Here is a 16,567-nt window from a genome sequence, read left to right as displayed (position 1 = left end):
AGTGAAGAAGCGCAAGATCCTGCTGATCGGTCTCGGCGCCGTCGTCCTGGCGGGCGCGGCGACCTATGCGACCGCGCCGCTCTATTGGAACCGCTATTTCCGCGCCCTGACGGTCAACCCGCTGGAGCCGCCGATCGACTGGTACAAGCCGGTCGCCGTGGTCAAGGGCGCGCCCGGCGCTCCCCTGCCCAAGACCACGCCGGAAGCGGCCGGGATCGATCCCGCCGCGCTGGAGGCCGCCGGCGAGTACGCGGGCGAGCGCAAGTCCGACGCCCTGATCGTGGTCAAGGACGGCGCCGTCGTCTACGAGCGCTACTGGAACGGCGTCGGCCCCAATACGGTGATGAAGGCCCACTCCTTCACCAAGACCATGACCGGCATGCTGATCGGCGCCGCCATCGCCGACGGCAAGATCAGGTCGGTCGACCAGCCGGCCGCCGACTTCATCACCGAATGGAAGAACGACGAGCGCTCGAAGATCACCATCCGCGACCTGCTGCAGATGTCGTCGGGCCTGGAGCCGCCGGACTATTCCTACGCGCCGTGGTCCAGCACCATCCGCACCTTCCTGTCGCCGGACCTGGCCAAGGACAATCTGGCCCTCAAGGCCGTCCACCCGCCGGGCACGGTGTTCGGCCACCACAATCCCGACCCGGTGGCGCTGAGCGTCATCGTCGAGCGCGCCACCGGCAAGACCTTCGCCGACTACATGTCGGAAAAGCTGTTCGCGCCGCTGGGCATGCACGACGGCTCGCTGTGGCTGGCCAAGGAAGGCGGCCTGGCGCACGGCGACTGCTGCATGATCTCACAGGTCCAGGACTGGATGCGCATCGGGATCATGCTGGCCGACGGCGGGTCGTTCGAGGGCAAGCAGGTTCTGCCCGCCGACTACGTCGCGGCCATGAGCGCACCGGGCAAGGCCAATCCGGGCTACGGCTTCCAGATCTGGCGCGGCCGTCCGTTCGCCAAGAACCGCATCTACTCGCCCGAGCGTCCCGACAAGGCCAGCGTCTCGGCCGAGCCGATCGTCGCCGAGGACGCCATCTTCCTGGACGGCTGGGGCAAGCGGCGGCTGTGGATCGTGCCCTCGCAAAAGCTGGTCGTCCTGCGTGACGGCGTCGATCTCGACGACTGGGACGACACCAAGATACCCAATCTCATTCTTCGCGGTCTGGCGGCCCCCGCCGCCCCGCAGCCGGAGAAGGCGCCATGATCAAGAACCAGTGGTACGTCGCCGAGTACAGCGAACAGATCCCTAATGGCGGCCACAAGCGGGTGAAGATGCTGGGCCTGGAGTTCGTGGTGTTCCGCGACTCCAAGGGCAAGGTCAGCTGCCTGTCGGACGTCTGCATCCACCGCGGCGCCTCGCTCGGCAGCGGCATGGTCGTCGACGACGCCATCGAGTGCCCCTATCACGGCTGGCGCTTCAACGGCGGCGGCAAGTGCGTGAAGATCCCGTCGCAGGATCCCGAGACGAAAATCCCGCCGCGCGCCAAGGTCGATTCCTATCCCGTGCTGGAAAAGTACGGGATGATCTGGGTGTTCATGGGCGACCTGCCCGAGGCCGAGCGCCCGCCCCTGCCGCCCTTCCCCGAGTTCGAGGACCCGGCCTGGCGCTGCATCCGCGGCACCTACGAGTGGAAGGCCAATTACGCCCGGATCACCGAGAACGGCATCGACCCCTCGCACGCGGCCTTCGTCCACCCCAGCTTCGGCGACAAGGAAGCGCCGCAGGTGCACGAGTTCACGCTCGAGCAGGACGAGTGGTCGGCCTATGCCGAGCTGAAGTTCGTGCCGCCCGAGTACAAGGGCATGTGGAAGTTCTTCCGCAAGGCCAAGCGCAGCATGGTCACCGTGCGCAACGGCTTCCACGTCTCGGGCGCGCACGTGCGCATCCAGATCCGCCCGACGCCGACCTGGTCGACGGTGATCTTCGACGTCAACACGCCGATCGACGAGACCACGACGATCACGCGCTGGATCATGGCCCGCAACTTCCTGACCCAGAAGATCTGGGACGGCGACAGCCGCCGCCGCACCCTGCGCATCTTCGAGCAGGACCGCGTGATCATGGAGAAGGTCTGCCCCGAGCTGCTGCCCGTCTATCTGCACGAGGAAGTCAGCGTGAAGTCGGACGGCATCATGGTGGCCTGGCGCAACAAGCGCCGCGAGCTGATCGAGAAGGGCTGGGCGCTGGACGTCGACGCCATGGAGCGCGACATCCAGGGCAAGCGGGCGATGGTCATCCCCTCGCCCGACCGCGCCGATCCGAAGGAGGCCAAGGACTTCCTGCTCAAGACCGTGCCGCTGGTCGACGGCGAGCGGGTGCGGGCCGAGGCCCTGAAACAGCGCCACGGCGGCTCCGCGCCGGCCGCGGCCGAATAGCGGGAGCGACGCGCATGAGACCGAGCATCCTCGTCCTCGTCGCCGCGCTGGCCGTCACGGGGGCCGCGCACGCGGCCTCCGTGGAGGTCAGGGTTTCGGGCGTGCAGAACACCAGGGGCCAAGTCGTGGTGTCGGCCTGCGACAAGGCCACCTTCCTGAAGACCTGCCCCTACAACGTGAAGGTTCCGGCCGCGTCGGGCGGCGTGACCGCCAGGATCGCCAACCTGCCGCCCGGCCGCTGGTCGTTCCTGGCCTTCCACGACCAGGACGGCGACGGGGTGATGAAGAAGACCGCCCTGGGCCTGCCCGCCGACGGCGTGGGCCTGTCGCGCGATCCCAAGGCCCGGTTCGGCCCGCCGAAGTTCGAGGACTCGGCCGTGGAGGTCGGCGCCGACGGCGCGAGCGTGGCGGTGGGGCTGAAGTACTAGGTCAAAGACCCTCCCCCTCAAGGGGGAGGTGTCGGCGAAGCCGACGGAGGGGGCAGTTGCTGGTTAACCGGCGACTGCCCCTTCGTCGTTGAAGACTTCCCCCCTCCGGCCCTTCGGGCCACCTCCCCCTTCGGGGGGAGGATCAGGGCGGCGGAAACCCGCCCGCCTTCGAGACCATGCCCGGCAGGCTCGGCGCGCCCAGAACGCCCTTCAGCCAGCCGGCCGCATCGATCAGCGCCGGCAGGTCCAGCCCGGTCGTCACGCCCATCCGCGCGAACATGTAGGCGAGGTCCTCGGTCGGCACGTTGCCGGTCGCGGCCGGGGCGAACGGACAGCCGCCGGTGCCGCCGATCGAGGCGTCCAGGCTGACGACGCCCGCGCGCCAGGCGGCGAAGGCGTTGGCCAGGCCAGTGTTGCGGGTGTTGTGAAAGTGCGCGCGCAGCGTGGCGCCGGGCGCCACGGCCCGGACGGCGCCGAAGCGGGTCTCGACCGACAGCGGGTCGCCCACGCCGATGGTGTCGGCCAGGGTGATCTCGGCGACCCCGAAGTCCGCCAGCTCGGCGGCGATGCGCGCCACCTGCTCGACCGCCACCTCGCCCTCGAACGGACAGCCGAAGGCCGCTGCGATGGTGACGCCCAGTTTCAGGCCCGCCTGGCGGACGACCTGCGGCGCCTCGGCGATCTGCCGCAGGGTCTCGGAGACGGAGACGCCCTGATTGCGGGCGTTGAAGGTCTCGCTGGCCACCACGACGAAATTGACCTCGTCGACATCGGCGGCGATGGCGCGGTCGAGCCCCCGGCGGTTCAACACCAGACCGATCAACAACACGCCGCGGGCGCGCAGGTCCTGCTGGCCGCGCAGGCGGGCCATCACCTCGTCGGCGTCGGCCATCTGCGGCACGGCGCGCGGATTGACGAAGCTGACGGCCTCGACCCGCCGGGCGCCGGCCTCGACGGCCTTCAGCACCAGGGCCGCCTTGTCGGTAGCCGAGACCATCGTCTTCTCGTTCTGCAGGCCGTCGCGGGGCGATACCTCGACGATCTCGATGCGGGTGGTCATGGCGGAGGCTCCTCGACGCCCGCGAGGCGGGCAGGCATGGCGCGCGAGGATGCGCGGCGGCGCCCGCGAAGCCAGCGCCCCGCCCCTGGCGCCCGACAGGCGGGGAGCGCGCGCGGCCGCGCGGCGAACGTCGGTATGCGGCGCAAGCTCTCCTCGATCACTGGAGGGGAGCCTGATCGATGAACACCAAGAAGACCGCCGCCCTGACGGGCGCCTCGCTGCTGGCCTTCGCCTGGGCCAGCGTCGCGTCCGCCCAGGAAACGCCCACCGCCGTAGACGAGGTGATGGTCACCGCCCGCCAGCGGGCCGAGAACCTGCGCGACGTGCCAGCCGCCGTCTCGGCGCTGGGCCAGTCGACGCTGGAAGCCGCCGGCGTCGCCCGCGCCGCCGACTTCGTGGCTCTGACCCCGGGCGTCAGCCTGGTGCAGGCCGCCGAGCAGGGCGACGCCCAGGTCAACATCCGCGGCGTCAACGGCGCCCGCGACGCCCAGGCCTCGTTCGCCTTCGTCGTCGACGGCGTGCAGATGGCCAACCCCGCCGCCTTCAACCGCGAGTTCTCCGACCTGCGCCAGATCGAGGTCGTGAAGGGTCCGCAAGGCGCGGTCTACGGCCGCAACGCCGCGGCCGGGGCGATCATCGTCTCCACCGTCGAACCTGGCGAGACCTTCGAAGGCGCGGGCAAGATCAGCGTCGGCAATCGCGACAGCTTCGCCGGCGACCTGCGCGTGGCCGGGCCGCTGAGCGAACGGATCTTCGGCAGCCTGTCGGCCGACTTCCGCAAGACCGACGGCTTCTGGAGCAGCGACCTGGGCGGCGGCGCGGTCGACCGCTTCGAGGGCTACAATCTGAACGGACGCCTGGTGGCGCGGCTCGACGAGAAGACCAAGCTCGACCTCAAGGCCCGCTACGGCGAACTGAGCGCCGGCGCCATCGCCTACAACGCCGCCTTCGCCCTGCCCGCCTTCGCATCGGTGACGGCCACGCCGTCCTACTACGAGGACGTCAACGACCATCGCTTCGCCTTCCAGAACAACGTGCCGCACACCAACGAGCAGCAGGCCTTCGAGGTCTCGGCCAAGCTGGAGCGCGACCTGGGCTTCGCCACCCTGACGGCCTGGACCCTCTATTCCGACATCGACAACGACCTGGTCGCCGACGGGACCTCGGCCTCGTTCGGCTTCTTCAACGCCAGCGCCGCCTGCGCCGCCTCGATCGCCGACCTGAACGCCAAGGGGATCACCCTGCCCTCGCCGCAATACCTGGCGCCGACGGCGGCGGGCTCGTTCTTCGGCCCCTACACGCCGACCGCCTGCGACGGCTACCAGTACCAGAAGCGCGACCAGAGCGACCTGTCGGGCGAGCTGCGCCTGACCTCGCGCTCGGACCAGCCGCTGCGCTGGATGGTCGGCGCCTACGCCCTGCGGATCGACCGCGAGGTCGGCGTGGCCACGGGCCTGGACGGCGGCGGCGAGGTTCCGCGCGCCCTCTATGTGCCCGCGTCCTCGGCCTATTCCACCGAGCAGCTCTATTGGGACGATTTCCGCAGCGACGTGGCCGCCGTGTTCGGCCAGCTAGCCTACGACTTCACGCCCGGCCTCGAAGGCTCGCTGGCCCTGCGCTACGACCGCGAGGCGCGCAAGGTCCACAACCTGGTGCCCGCCGCCGCCCGCACCAAGTACATCGACTTCAACGGCCCGCCCTATACCGGCGGCGCGGCCCTGAACCCAGGCCTCGACGCCACGATCAATCCGGGCGGCATCAAGGACCAGAAGAAGACCTACGACCAGGTCCAGCCCAAGATCGCCCTGCGCTGGAAGGCCAACGCCGACTGGACCCTCTACGGAGACTGGGGGATCGGCTTCAAGTCCGGCGGCTTCAACAGCCAGGGCAGCGCCGCCACAGTCAACCTGTTCGTCAATCCGGTGCGCACGGCCGCCGGCTACAAGCCGGTGACCATCCGCGACGACTTCGACAAGGAGGTGTCGAGCAGCTTCGAGATCGGCGCCAAGGGCCGGATGCTGGACGGCCGCCTGACGCTCGACGCGGCCGCCTATCACACCGACGTCGACGACATGCAGTTCTTCGAGTTCTTCGTCGGCCCGTTCGGCCTGCTGCGCGCGGTGTCCAACATCGACGAGGTGCGGATCAGGGGCGCGGAACTGGGCCTGCGCTACAAGGCCAGTTCCCGCCTGACGCTGGAGGCCTCGGGCGCCTACACCGACAGCGAGATCCGCAAGAGCTCGGTGCGACCCGACACGGTGGGGAACGAGTCGCCCTACACGCCGCGCTACACCTGGAACCTGGCGGCCGACTACGTCCACCCGCTGCCGGAGAATCTCGCCTTGCACCTGCGGGCCGACGTGCGCGGCACGGGGCCGACCTGGTTCCACGTCGTGCAGGACCAGGACAACCCCACCGTCTTCGAGCTGAGCTACGGCGCCCTGGGCCGGGCCAACTACGGCAAGTCGCGTCGCGACGCCTACACGACGCTGGACCTGCGGGCAGGCCTCGAAGCGGATACGTGGAGCGTCACCGCCTTCGGCAAGAACGTGACGGGCGAGCGCTACCTGACCGAGGTGATCCCGGCCCCGGAGTTCGGCGGAAACTTCGCCTCGCCGGCGGCCGGCGCGACCTTCGGCGTCGAACTCGCCGTGAAGTTCTGACGACAGTACGGGCGGCGCCCGCACAGCGGTGAAACCCCTCCCCCGATCCGGCGCGCGCCGTCCGATCGGGGGATTGTCGTCTCAATAGGCGTCGCGCCGTCGCACTTGGGGGGAGTCGCCCTGGGGGGGGAGTTGGCGCGCCAGCAATAGAGGCTGACGATGGCTTACCGATTGGGCGTGGACGTAGGCGGGACCTTCACCGACCTGCTGTTGCTGAACGAGGCGACGGGCGACTTCTGGCGGCACAAGACGCCGTCGACGCCGCACGACAGCTCGGTCGGCGTGATGACTGGCGTCAACGCCGTCTGCGAGAAGGCCGGGGTCAAGCCGTCGGATGTCGACGTGTTCCTGCACGGCACCACCGTGGCCACCAACGCCGTGCTCGAGGGCAAGGGCGCCCGCGTCGGCCTGGTCACCACCGAGGGCTATCACCAGGTGATGCAGATCGCCCGCTCGCTGGTGCCCGGCGGCCTGGCCGCCTGGATCATCTGGCCCAAGCCGGAGCCGCTCGCGAAGCTGGAAGACACCGTCGAGATCAAGGGCCGCATCGACGCGGTCGGCAAGGAGGTCCGCCCGCTCGACGAGGTCGACGTCCGCGCCCAGCTGACCAAGCTGAAGGGCCAGGGCGTCGAGGCGGTGACCATCGCCCTGATGAACGCCTACCTGAACGGCTCGCACGAGCGTCGCGTGGCCGAGCTGGCCGCCGAGATCCTGCCGGGCGTGCTGGTGTCGCTGTCGCACGAGGTCCTGCCGGAAATGCAGGAATACGAGCGCACCCTGACCACCGTCGCCAACGCCTCGGTGCGTCCGGTCGTCAGCAAGTACGTCAAGAACCTGCGCGACAAGCTGCGCGGCCTCGACATGCAGGGCCGCATCGCCCTGCTGCGTTCGGACGGCGGCCTGATGTCGTCGGAGAAGTCCGAAGAGCACCCCGTCAGCCTGCTGATGAGCGGCCCGGCCGGCGGCGTCACCGGCGCCCTGTGGGTGGCCCGCAATTCGGGCCTGAAGAACATCCTTACGCTCGATGTCGGCGGCACCTCGACCGACGTCGCGCTGATCGAGAACGGCGAGCCGCGCCGCGTGCGCACCACAGACGTCGGCCACCTGACCGTCCGCGCCTCGTCGCTGGACGTGAAGACGGTCGGCGCCGGCGGCGGCTCGATCGCCAAGGTGCCGGAACTGACCCGCGCCCTGCGCGTGGGCCCGGAAAGCGCCGGCGCCGCGCCGGGTCCGGCCGCCTACGGCAAGGGCGGCACGGCCCCCACCGTCACCGACGCCAACGTCGTGCTCGGCTACCTGCCCGAAGACCTGCTGGGCGGCGCCTTCAAGCTGGATCGCGAAGCGGCCCGCACCGCGGTGCAGACCATCGCCGACGCCCTGGGCATCGACCTCTATGAGGCCGCCCGCGGCATCATCGACATCGTCAACGAGAACATGTTCGGCGCGCTGCGCATGATTTCGGTGCAGCAGGGCTACGACCCGCGTGACTTCGCCCTGATGGGCTTTGGCGGCGCAGGCCCGCTGCACGTCAACGCCGTGGCCAAGCTGATGGGGTCGTGGCCGGCCGTGTCGCCGGTCTCGCCCGGCGTGCTGTGCGCCCTGGGCGACGCCACCACCCGCATGCGTACCGAAACCGCCCGCTCGTACTCCAAGCGCCTGTCGGCCGCGACCGAGGCCGAGGTGCTGGGTCTGTTCGGCGAGATGGACGCCCAGATCCGCGACACGCTCAAGGCCGACGGCGTCGCCGACGCCGAGATCGAGACCCGCTTCGAGATCGACGTCCGCTATCACGGCCAGGCCTTCGAAGTGCCGATGCACGTGACGCTCGACAGCCTGAAGGACGGAGGGCTGCAGCGCCTGGCCGCCGCCTTCGACGAAGAGCACCGCCGCCGCTTCACCTTCAACATGGACGCCGAGCACGAGCTGGTGAACCTGCGCGCCGTCGCCATGGGCAAGGTGCAGGAGATCCCGTCGCTGGAGATCGAGAAGGGCGACGGCGATCCCTCGCGCGCCAAGATCCGCGACCACGAGGTCTGGGCCGACGGCGGCATGAAGCCGGCCGCCATCTACGACCGTTCCAAGCTCCGCGCCGGCGACCGCGTTCCGGGTCCGGCGATCATCACCGAGATGGATTCGACCACCCTGGTGCTGCCCGACTGCGAAGCGGTCGTCGACGCCTACGGCGTCATCCTGATCAACCCCGTTTCGGAGGGCTGAACCATGCCCGCGCGCATTCTGGAAACCAATTCCACGCCCTTCGGCAAGGTCGCCGTCGATCCGGTGACGCTCGACATCATCGAGAACGCCCTGCGCAACGCCCGCGTCGAGATGGACGCCACCCTGTTCCGCACCGCCCTGTCGCCCGGCATCCGCGAACAGGGCGACGCCTTCCCGCTGATCGCCGACCGCGACGGCCGCATGGTGGTGGGCCAGTTCGGCTCGTTCATCGACGGCTTCCTCAAGGGCTATGACGGCGAGATCGAGGAAGGCGACATCATCCTCGTCAACGACCCCTATTCGGTCGAGGGCGCGATCAGCCACGCCTCCGACCAGCTGTGCATCGCCCCGATCTTCCGCGACGGGCGCCTGGTGGCCTGGTCGGCGATGTTCGGCCACATGACCGACGTCGGCGGCAAGGTGCCCGGTTCGCTGCCCACCGACGCGGCCTCGATCTTCGAGGAAGGCTTCCGCCTGCCGCCGGTGAAGCTCTATCGCAAGGGCGAGCTGCAGGCCGACATCGTGCGCATCGCCGCCCACCAGTCGCGCATGCCCGAGTGGTTCAAGGCCGACCTGCACGCCATCGTCGCCTCGTGCCGCGTGGCCGGCCGCCGGGTGGTCGAGATCTGCGAGCGCTTCGGCGACGACGTGTTCGCCAGCGCCCTGGACGAGCTTCTGGCCCGCAACCACCGCGCCATGGCCCACCTGATCTCGACGGCGATCGGCGAGGCGCCGGTGTCGTTCGAGGACTACATCTGCGACGACGGCAAGGGCGCCGGCCCGTTCAAGATCAAGTGCACCATGTGGCGCGAAGGCGACAAGGTCGTGCTCGATTTCGACGGCACCGATCCGCAGTCGGACAGCTCGATCAACTTCCTGCTGAACGAGAACATGTTCAAGATGTTCTTCGGCATCTACATGATCATGGTCTTCGACCCGCAGATCCTGTTCAACGACGGCTTCTACGACCTGGTCGACGTGCGGATCCCGGAAGGCAGCCTGCTGAAGCCGAAGTTCCCGGCCGCCCTCTCCTGCCGCACCCACGCCCTGGGCCGCATCTTCGACGTGCTGGGCGCTCTGCTCGGCCAGAAGACCCCGGAATTCCTGTGCGCCGCCGGCTTCTCGAGTTCGCCGCACCTGATGTTCTCGGGCTTCGACGGCAAGGGCGAGTGGTTCCAGCTGTTCCAGATCGGTTTTGGCGGCATTCCGGGGCGTCCGTTCGGCGACGGCGCCGACGGTCACTCGCTGTGGCCGGGCTTCACCAACGTTCCGAACGAGTTCCTCGAGCGCTACTTCCCGATGGTCATCGAGCGCTACGAGAGCGTCGCCGACAGCGGCGGCGCCGGGCGCTTCCGGGGCGGCAACGGCATCCACATGACCTACCGCTTCACCGAGGCCGGCACGATCGCCATCCACGACGACCGCTGGTTCGTGCCGCCGTGGGGCGTCAACGGCGGCGCCCCCGGCGCCCGCTCGTGGAAGCGCCTGGACAAGGCGAGCGGCGAGAGCGTCGCCCTGCCCTCCAAGTGCGACGGGATCCAGGTCGACAAGGGCGACCTGCTGCACTTCGTCACCTGGGGCGGCGGCGGCTGGGGCGACCCGCTGGAGCGCGAGGTCGAACTGGTCGAGCTGGAAGTCTCGCGCGGCCTGGTCAGCGTCGAGGGCGCCAAGCGCTTCGGCGTCGTTGTCGGCGATGCGGCGGCCACCGACGCCCTGCGCGCCGAGATCCGCGGCCAGCGCGGCCCGCTGGAGGTTTTCGACCGCGGTCCGTCGCTGGACGAGCTGCGCGCCAACTGCCTGGCCGAAACCGGCCTGCCCGCGCCGCGTCCGCCCGTGTGGCGCAACGCGCCGCTGGCCCTGGCGGCGGAGTAGGCATCAGCGTCATGACGGTTGAAAACACCGGTCCTCTCAAGGGCCTGCGCGTCGTGGAGATGGGCCAGCTGATCGCGGGTCCGTTCTGCGGCCAGCTGCTGGGCGACATGGGCGCGGACGTCATCAAGATCGAGCCGCCCGGCAAGGGCGACCCGATGCGCGACTGGGGTCGCGGCGACTATCCGCTGTGGTGGGAGGTCGTGGCCCGCAACAAGCGCACGGTCTCGGCCAACCTGCGCGTGCCCGAGGGCCAGGCCCTGGCCCGCAAGCTGATCGCCACGGCCGACATACTGATCGAGAACTTCCGTCCGGGCACGCTGGAGGGCTGGGGCCTGAGCCCAGAGGCCCTGCACGCCGAGAACCCGGGCCTGATCATCGTGCGGGTGTCGGGCTACGGCCAGACCGGTCCCTATGCCGACCGGGCAGGCTTCGGCGGCATCGGCGAGGCCATGGGCGGCTGGCGCCACATCGTCGGCGACCCGGACCGCGCGCCCTCGCGCATGGGCATCTCGATCGGCGACGCCCTGGCGGCGACCTACGGGTGCCTCGGCGCCCTGGCCGCCCTGCGCCACCGCGACACGACGGGCCAGGGCCAGGTTGTAGACAGCTCGCTCTACGAGGCGGTGCTGCAGGTCATGGAAAGCCTGGTCCCCGACTACAAGGTCATGGGCTACATCCGCGAGCGATCGGGCTCGGTGCTGCCCGGCATCGCCCCGTCGAACGTCTATCACTGCAAGGACGGCGACTACCTGATCGCCGCCAACCAGGACACGGTGTTCGGCCGCCTCTGCAAGGCCATGGACCAGCCCGAGCTCGCCCAGCACCCCGACTACGTCAACCACGTCAACCGGGGCCGCAACATGAAGGCGCTGGACGCCCTCATCGAGGCCTGGACCAAGACCCTCACGGTCGACGAGGTCGAGGCCAAGATGATCGAGGCCGGCGTGCCGGCCGGAAAGATCTATCGCGCGCCCGAGATGCTGGCCGACCCGCACTTCGCGGCGCGGGAGTCGATCGTCACGTTGAACCACCCGCGCTGGGGCGAACTGCCGATGCAGAACGTGATGCCCAAGCTCTCCAGGACCCCCGGCGTCGTCCGCGCCATCGCCTCGCAGGCGGTGGGCCAGGACAACGGCGCGGTCTGGGGCGAGCTCGGGATTTCGGAGAGCGAACTGAAGACCCTGGCCGAGCAAGGGGTGGTCTAGGAACCGCCCCATCCCTCCTTGGCATCCCGACCGCGGGCGCTCAGCGCCTTGGAGCCGGGATGACATTGTTGATTTGATTTGAGCTAGTCGTCCCACGCCGGACGAGCGGAGTGAAAATGGCCGAAGATCTGAACTCCGACTACGAAAAGGCCGGCTTTGGCGGTCGCCTGGCCTTCGGCAAGAGCCCCGCGCTGCTGATCATCGACGTGGTCGACGCCTACCTGCTGCCCGACTCGCCGCTCTATGCCGGCGTCGAGGCGGCCCTGGCCAGCAACGCCCGCCTGCTGCAGGCCGCGCGCAAGGCCGGCATCCCGGTGATCCTGACCAACGTCGTCTACCAGGCCGGCGTCGGCGGCCGCGACGGCGGGGTGTTCTATCGCAAGGTGCCGGCCCTGAAGGCCTTCCAGGAAGGCTCGCCCCTGGGCGCCTTCCCCAAGGAGATCACACCGATCGAGGGCGAGATCGTGCTGTCCAAGCAGTACGCCTCGGCCTTCTTCGGCACGCCGCTGGCCTCGACCCTGCGGGCCATGGGCGTCGACACCGTGATCATGGGCGGCTTTTCCACGTCGGGCTGCGTACGGGCCAGCGCCCTGGACGCCCTGCAGCACGGCTTCATCCCGTTCGTGGTGCGCGAAGCCTCGGGCGACCGCGACGAGCGGGTGCAGGAAGCCAACCTCTTCGACCTGCAGGCCAAGTACGCCGAGGTGGTGACGGAGACCCAAGCCCTGGAGCTTATCGCCGGCGCGGCCCGCGCCTAGCGCGCCCCCTCATCTCCCCCAGCTCGCCGCGAGCTGATCGTACCGCGCCTCGCCGCCGCATGGTTCGACGCCCTTTGGCGAGCGATCGCTCCTGGCGAGGGCGCCGGCGCAGGCGGCGTTGACCGCGGCCTGGCCCGGCGAGACGTCGTAACGGGGGACGAAGATCATCGACACCCGCCCTGGCTTGCCGTTGATGCCGGGCGTGTAGATGCTGATCGGCGTCGATCCGCGCTGAACCGTGGCGCGATGGCGCAGAAGCAGGGCCTGGGCGGGATCTTTCTCCAGGCCGCCCTGGCCGTATTCGTAGAGCAGCGACAGCGCCATCTGCGCCTGGGCGTCGTTCTTGTCGGCCCGCAGGCGCAGCATCTCGGGCGAGGTGCTCAGCGCCGTGCGCAACGGGCCCAGAGTGGCGAACCTGGCTTCCGGCGTCGTGGCGCAACCGGCCTGCAGGAACGCGACGGCCAGGATGGCCACGCCAGCGATCCGTCCGACGATCGACATGCTCACCTCAATTCAACCCCTGAGAGAGAAGCTACACGCCATCGCCCGACGCGCAATGGCCAAGATCAGGTCGCGGCGGTCTCAAGTCCGTAGGCGCGCATGAAGACGTCGACCGCCGCGTCCACCGCCGCGTCCACCATCTCGGGCGTCAGTTCGGGCAGCACGCCCTCGAGCAGGCGATAGAACGGGCCGGACTCGCAGAGCGCCTGGAAATGCATGGCCGCCTGCCAGGGATCGACGCGCCGCATCTGCCCCTGCTCCATGAACCACTCGAAGCGGGCGGTCATCCGCGTCCAGCCGCGCCTGGGGCCGTTCTCGAAGAACAGCTTGCCCAGATTGGACCGCGCGCCCTCGGCGATGATCATCCGCCGGAACGCCAGAACCTCCTCGCTCGACACGAACGCCAGGAACACGCGGCCAAAACGGCTGAGCGCGGGGCGCAGGTCGTCTTCGCTCTCGAAGGTCGAGAACACCGGATCGATGATCTGGGCGCCCTTCTCCAGCATGGTGGCCACGAAGAGGTCGTCCTTGGAGGCGAAGTAGCTGTAGAGCGTCTGCTTGGAGCCGCCGGCGCGGGCCGACACCTCGGCCATGCTCGCCCCTAGGAAGCCGCGCTCGAGGAACACGGCCTTGGCCGCTTCCAGAATGCATTTGCGCTTTTCCTCGGTCTTGACGCGCACGCGCCCTCCTCCCCGTCTCCGATCGGCCCGGTTAACCAGGCCCAGGCGTTTTCTGGACCAGACCGTACACTTTTCACTTGACGCCGTCACGTCAAGTTATATTTGGACCGTCCTGTACGGTTTGATATCGAGCAAATCCGATGGCAAACGCCCTCCCCCGGACTTCCCCCATGAAACTGGTCCTCGCCGGCCTGCTGGCGACCACGGCCCTGGCCGGCTGCGCCGCCGTGCCCAAGCTGCCGCCGGCCCAGGCGATCAAGGCGCCCAACGCCTACGCCTCGCAACAGAGCCTGGCCGCTCCCGCCGCCGACTGGCCGGCCGACCGCTGGTGGACCGCCTATGGCGACGCCCAGCTCGACGCCCTGGTCGAGGAGGCCCTGGCCGGTTCGCCCGACCTGGCCGCCGCCGAGGCCCGCGTGCGCAAGGCGCAGGCCCTGGCGGGCCAGGCCCGCTCGGCCACCCTGCCGGCCTTGAGCGCCGGCGCGACCTACGCCTCGGTCAAGCAGAGCTACAACAATGGCGTCCCGGCCGCCTTCGTGCCCAAGGGCTACAACGACACCGGCCGCGCCACGCTCGACTTCTCCTGGGAACTCGACTTCTTCGGCAAGAACCGCGCGGCCCTGGCCGCCGCCACCTCGCAGGCGGAAGCCTCCAGGGCCGACGCCGCCGAGGCGCGCCTCGTCCTGTCGACCAGCGTCGCGGCCGCCTATGCGGACCTGGCCCAGCTGTTCGCCGACCGCGACGCCGCCGCCGATGCGGTCAAGACTCGCGAGCAGACGGCCCAGCTGACCGCCGACCGCGCCGCCAACGGCCTTGAGAACCGGGGCTCGGCCGAGCAGTCGAAGGCGGGCCTGGCCTCGGCCCGCGCCCAGCTGGCCGCCGCCGACGAAGCCATCGGCCTGACCCGCAACCGCCTGGCGGCCCTGCTGGGCGCCGGTCCCGACCGCGGCCTTTCCATCGATCGCCCGAAGGTCGCGGCGCTGAAGGCCTTCGGCCTGCCGGCCAACCTCTCGGCCGACCTGATCGGCCGCCGGCCCGACGTCGTCGCCGCCCGGCTGCGCGCCGAAGCCGCCGCCCAGTCGATCAAGCAGGCCAAGGCCGAGTTCTACCCCAACGTCGACCTCTCGGCCTATTTCGGCCAGCAGTCGCTGGGTCTGGACCTGCTGACCAAGGGCGGCTCGCGCATCGGCTCGATCGGTCCTGCCGTACGCCTGCCCATCTTCCAGGGCGGCGCGCTGCGGGCCAACTATCGCGGCGCCGCGGCCGACTACGACGCCGCCGTCGCCAGCTACAACGGCACCCTGGCCCAGGCCCTGAAGGACATCGCCGACGCCGCCGTCAGCGCCCGCGCCCTCGACGCCCGGCTCGACGAGACCCGCAAGGCCGTCGACGCCTCGTCGGCCGCCCACGACATCGCCCTGCAGCGCTATCGCGGCGGCCTTGCCACCTACCTGGAAGTCCTCACCGCCGAGGACGCCCTGATCGCCAATCAGCGGACCCTCGCCGACCTCGAGACCCGCGCCTTCACCCTCGACGTGGCGCTCGTGCGCGCCCTCGGCGGCGGCTACCGCGCCGCCTGATCCGTTTCCCGGAGCCCTCCCCCATGTACGATTCCGAAGCCTCCGCCGACGCCTCCTCCTCCCAGGAGGCCCAAGCCGCCGCCAAGGGCAAGGCCGCCGCCGGCGCCAAGCGCAAGAAGCTGTTCCTCGGCCTCGCCGCCGTCGTCCTGATCGCCGGCGCCGGCTATGGCGCCTACTACGCCCTGGTGGGCTCGCACCACGTCGAGACCGACAACGCCTATGTCGGCGCCGACGTCGCCCAGGTGACACCGCTGGTCGGCGGCCCGGTGCGCAGCGTCGCCGTCCACGACACGCAGGTCGTCAAGGCCGGCGACGTGCTGGTGACGCTGGACGACAGCGACGCCCGCATCGCCCTGGCCTCGGCGCAGGCCGACCTGGCCCGCGCCGAGCGCCGGGTGCGCGGCTATCTCGCCACCGACCAGAGCCTGGCCGCCCAGATCGCCGCCCGCGACGCCGACCAGGCCCGCGCCGCCGCCAGCCTGACCTCGGCCCAGGCCGACCTCGAACGCGCCCGTATCGATCTCGACCGCCGCAAGGCCCTGGCTGCCACCGGCGCCGTCTCGGGCGACGAGCTGACCCGCGCCCAGAACGCCTTCGCCAACGCCCAGGCGGCCTTCGCCTCGGCCAAGGCTTCGCAGGCCCAGGCCCAGGCCAACCGCGCCGCCGCCGCCGGCTCGCTGGCCGCCAACGCCGTGCTGACCGACGGGACCACCGTCGACACCAACCCGGAAGTCGCCGCCGCCCGCGCCAAGTTCGAGCAGGCGCAGCTGGACCTGTCGCGCACCGTGATCCGCGCGCCGATCGACGGCGTGGTGGCCAAGCGCGCCGTCCAGGTCGGCCAGCGCGTCGCGGCCGGCACGCCGGTGATGCAGGTGGTTCCGATCGCCGCGGCCTATGTCGACGCCAACTTCAAGGAAGGCCAGTTGCGCAAGGTCAAGATCGGCCAGCCGGTCGAGCTGACCGCCGACCTCTACGGCAACGCGGTGACGTACCACGGCAAGGTCGCCGGCCTGTCGGGCGGCACCGGCGCGGCCTTCGCCCTGATCCCGGCCCAGAACGCCACCGGCAACTGGATCAAGGTGGTGCAGCGCCTGCCCGTCCGCGTCGCCATCGACCCGGCCGACCTGAAGGCCCACCCGCTGCGCGTGGGCCTGTCGATGAAGGCCACGATCGACACCCGCGACTAAGAGCGCGCCTGGCGTAAAACCCTTTCGAGCA

At 69.9% G+C, this 16,567-nt stretch carries 13 protein-coding genes; 10 read left to right on the top strand and 3 right to left on the bottom strand.

All coding sequences use genetic code 11. The features are described from left to right. Nucleotide 1: 1 nt before the first annotated feature. The 3 genes from C1707_RS14935 to C1707_RS14925 are packed head-to-tail and all read left to right on the top strand — an operon-like array spanning nt 2 to nt 2,813. Nucleotides 2-1,213, top strand: coding sequence for a serine hydrolase domain-containing protein (locus C1707_RS14935; protein ID WP_101712103.1), 1,212 nt, complete (start codon nt 2-4; stop codon nt 1,211-1,213). After that, the gene (locus tag C1707_RS14930; RefSeq protein WP_101712102.1) at nt 1,210-2,385 is read left to right on the top strand and encodes an aromatic ring-hydroxylating dioxygenase subunit alpha; all 1,176 of its coding nucleotides are present in this window, start codon (nt 1,210-1,212) and stop codon (nt 2,383-2,385) included. Before C1707_RS14935 ends, C1707_RS14930 begins: the two co-directional genes overlap by 4 nt. 14 nt (nt 2,386-2,399) lie before the next feature. Beyond that, complete coding sequence (locus tag C1707_RS14925) at nt 2,400-2,813, top strand: DUF2141 domain-containing protein (RefSeq protein WP_101712101.1); 414 nt, start codon at nt 2,400-2,402, stop codon at nt 2,811-2,813. Between the two features lie 142 nt (nt 2,814-2,955). Here C1707_RS14925 and C1707_RS14920 read toward each other — a convergent pair whose 3' ends face one another. Continuing rightward, on the bottom strand, nt 2,956-3,873 hold the full coding sequence (locus C1707_RS14920; protein WP_101712100.1) for a hydroxymethylglutaryl-CoA lyase: 918 nt from the start codon (nt 3,871-3,873) through the stop codon (nt 2,956-2,958). A 179-nt stretch (nt 3,874-4,052) separates the two neighbouring features. Between C1707_RS14920 and C1707_RS14915 the strand changes: the two genes are divergently transcribed. From C1707_RS14915 to C1707_RS14895, 5 genes are all read left to right on the top strand, one after another. Further along, nucleotides 4,053-6,536, top strand: a complete 2,484-nt coding sequence (locus C1707_RS14915; protein WP_101712099.1) for a TonB-dependent receptor — start codon at nt 4,053-4,055, stop codon at nt 6,534-6,536. 159 nt (nt 6,537-6,695) lie between these two features. After that, nucleotides 6,696-8,753: a hydantoinase/oxoprolinase family protein gene (locus tag C1707_RS14910; RefSeq protein ID WP_101712098.1), complete on the top strand. Its 2,058-nt coding sequence runs from the start codon at nt 6,696-6,698 to the stop codon at nt 8,751-8,753. 3 nt (nt 8,754-8,756) lie between these two features. Next, the gene (locus tag C1707_RS14905; RefSeq protein ID WP_101712097.1) at nt 8,757-10,625 is read left to right on the top strand and encodes a hydantoinase B/oxoprolinase family protein; all 1,869 of its coding nucleotides are present in this window, start codon (nt 8,757-8,759) and stop codon (nt 10,623-10,625) included. An 11-nt stretch (nt 10,626-10,636) separates the two neighbouring features. Beyond that, entirely contained in the window at nt 10,637-11,830 is a 1,194-nt protein-coding gene (locus tag C1707_RS14900; RefSeq protein WP_101712096.1) for a CaiB/BaiF CoA transferase family protein, read from the top strand. A gap of 116 nt (nt 11,831-11,946) precedes the next feature. Then, nucleotides 11,947-12,588, top strand: coding sequence for an isochorismatase family protein (locus tag C1707_RS14895; protein ID WP_101712095.1), 642 nt, complete (start codon nt 11,947-11,949; stop codon nt 12,586-12,588). A gap of 9 nt (nt 12,589-12,597) precedes the next feature. Here the strand turns inward: C1707_RS14895 and C1707_RS14890 are convergent, their stop codons facing one another. Both C1707_RS14890 and C1707_RS14885 read right to left on the bottom strand, forming a co-directional pair. Then, nucleotides 12,598-13,089 carry a hypothetical protein gene (locus tag C1707_RS14890; protein ID WP_101712094.1) on the bottom strand — a complete coding sequence of 164 codons (492 nt, stop codon included), beginning with the start codon at nt 13,087-13,089 and terminating at the stop codon, nt 12,598-12,600. A 65-nt stretch (nt 13,090-13,154) separates the two neighbouring features. After that, a complete protein-coding gene (locus tag C1707_RS14885; RefSeq protein ID WP_101712093.1) occupies nt 13,155-13,769 on the bottom strand; it encodes a TetR/AcrR family transcriptional regulator in 615 nt (204 codons plus the stop codon). Between the two features lie 170 nt (nt 13,770-13,939). Between C1707_RS14885 and C1707_RS14880 the strand changes: the two genes are divergently transcribed. Both C1707_RS14880 and C1707_RS14875 read left to right on the top strand, forming a co-directional pair. Next, nucleotides 13,940-15,349, top strand: a complete 1,410-nt coding sequence (locus C1707_RS14880; protein ID WP_240633708.1) for an efflux transporter outer membrane subunit — start codon at nt 13,940-13,942, stop codon at nt 15,347-15,349. A 23-nt stretch (nt 15,350-15,372) separates the two neighbouring features. Continuing rightward, nucleotides 15,373-16,536: an HlyD family efflux transporter periplasmic adaptor subunit gene (locus tag C1707_RS14875; RefSeq protein ID WP_101712091.1), complete on the top strand. Its 1,164-nt coding sequence runs from the start codon at nt 15,373-15,375 to the stop codon at nt 16,534-16,536. The last annotated feature ends 31 nt before the right edge of the window (nt 16,537-16,567 follow it).

Source organism: Caulobacter flavus, from assembly GCF_003722335.1.
In the GTDB taxonomy this organism is placed as follows: Bacteria; Pseudomonadota; Alphaproteobacteria; order Caulobacterales; family Caulobacteraceae; genus Caulobacter; species Caulobacter flavus.
This window is presented reverse-complemented; position numbering and strand designations above follow the sequence as displayed.